General features: G+C 61.7%; 1 protein-coding gene and 1 pseudogene. Both read right to left on the reverse strand.

Features of this window, described 5'->3' with window-relative positions; translation table 11 throughout:
- Positions 1–442: 442 nt before the first annotated feature.
- Positions 443–967 carry an OsmC family protein gene (locus EN994_RS31990; RefSeq protein WP_013530204.1) on the reverse strand — a complete coding sequence of 175 codons (525 nt, stop codon included), beginning with the start codon at positions 965–967 and terminating at the stop codon, positions 443–445.
- Between the two features lie 110 nt (positions 968–1,077).
- Positions 1,078–1,274, reverse strand: a pseudogene (locus EN994_RS31995) (carboxymuconolactone decarboxylase family protein); the annotation flags it as partial.

Raw genomic sequence — 1,274 nt, forward strand, 5'->3', positions numbered from 1 at the left:
CCCATGATTGCCGCCAATTTCATCCGCACGGCGCCGGAGCATGTCTATCTCGATGGATTCCAACCGCGGGGACGGACGTCCGATCACCGCCGCTTCACCGGCTCCGCGGTGAAATTCCTGCCCATCGCCAGTTTCAAATAGAGGGCGAAAGCACCGTTCGATCCAGTATCGAAATGTGTTGCGCCATATCGATGGCCGGGGCGGTCACGGGGTTCGCAATGCCGAACCCTTCCGCGCTATAACACTTGGCGAGCAGCGCGCTACTGCAGCGGGCAGTCGGCTCGTTGCTGTCGGCCGCCATCCGTTGCCTTTCGAGCAGATCGCCCCGCGAAATTGCCAGGATCGTGGTGGCGCAAACGTGCACGAGGCACATTTGGCCCGCCGGCCGCAACCGGCGGGACTAAGCCACAGACCGCCCAGCGGGCGAGTTCTGCGACAAGGATCACGCCTGGTGAATCACCAATTCGCTGGTCATGGGAATTCCTCTAAGGGCGCCAAGCACCATGTTGTGCGAGATCGCGCGCTCATGAATTTTCTCCAGATCGGCGCGGGGCGCCGAAGAACACACGGTCGCGCTGAGGTGCAGGGACACGTAGCAATGCCGGGCGTCCACGGGCGCCGTGAGCCCATCAAGTCCGTCGAACTCGCCACGCGGGTCGAACACGCCTTCCGCGATGAAATCGACCGAACGAAGATCGACCCCCGCATGCGCTGCCAGCATCGGATAATCCGAGCCGGCGCACACAGCCGCCGCGGCAAAGATCTGCTCCCAGGGAAAGACGGCGGTCGGCGAATTGTCCTTGAGGCTCGCCGGTCGCTCCAGTAGCGGTGTTGTGTAAGGATCGCCTGATTGCGGGTCGAAGCGGTAGCGGGCACGATAGGTGCCACGCACCGCGTCACCGTGTTTCTTTAGCACGGACACGATATCTTTGACTGTGCTGACGGTTTCTCCGAAGACTACTGGCATCTTTACCTCCCTGTAAAATGAGAATTCCACTCCCTATTCCGGTCCGCGGATGCCGACGATGGTTGCCGCGGCCTGGCCCCAATCCCGACAATGTGCCGACAAGGCTCGCGCTACTTGGCAGGCGCGGCAGCCTGAGCGTCGCCGCCGAGATCCTTCTTGAAGGTCTCAAAGTCGACCTGCATGCCGTTGAAGATCGTGCTCCAGTGCCGTGACAGAGCGGCGATAGCGACGGCCTCTTCGATCTCGTCCTCCGTTGCGCCCGCCTGTTTTGCGCTCTCGGTGTCTTCCCAGATGCAATACTGCCAGG

Origin of the sequence: Mesorhizobium sp. M7A.F.Ca.CA.002.09.1.1 (assembly GCF_003998555.1) — a bacterium.
In the GTDB taxonomy this organism is placed as follows: Bacteria; Pseudomonadota; Alphaproteobacteria; order Rhizobiales; family Rhizobiaceae; genus Mesorhizobium; species Mesorhizobium ciceri.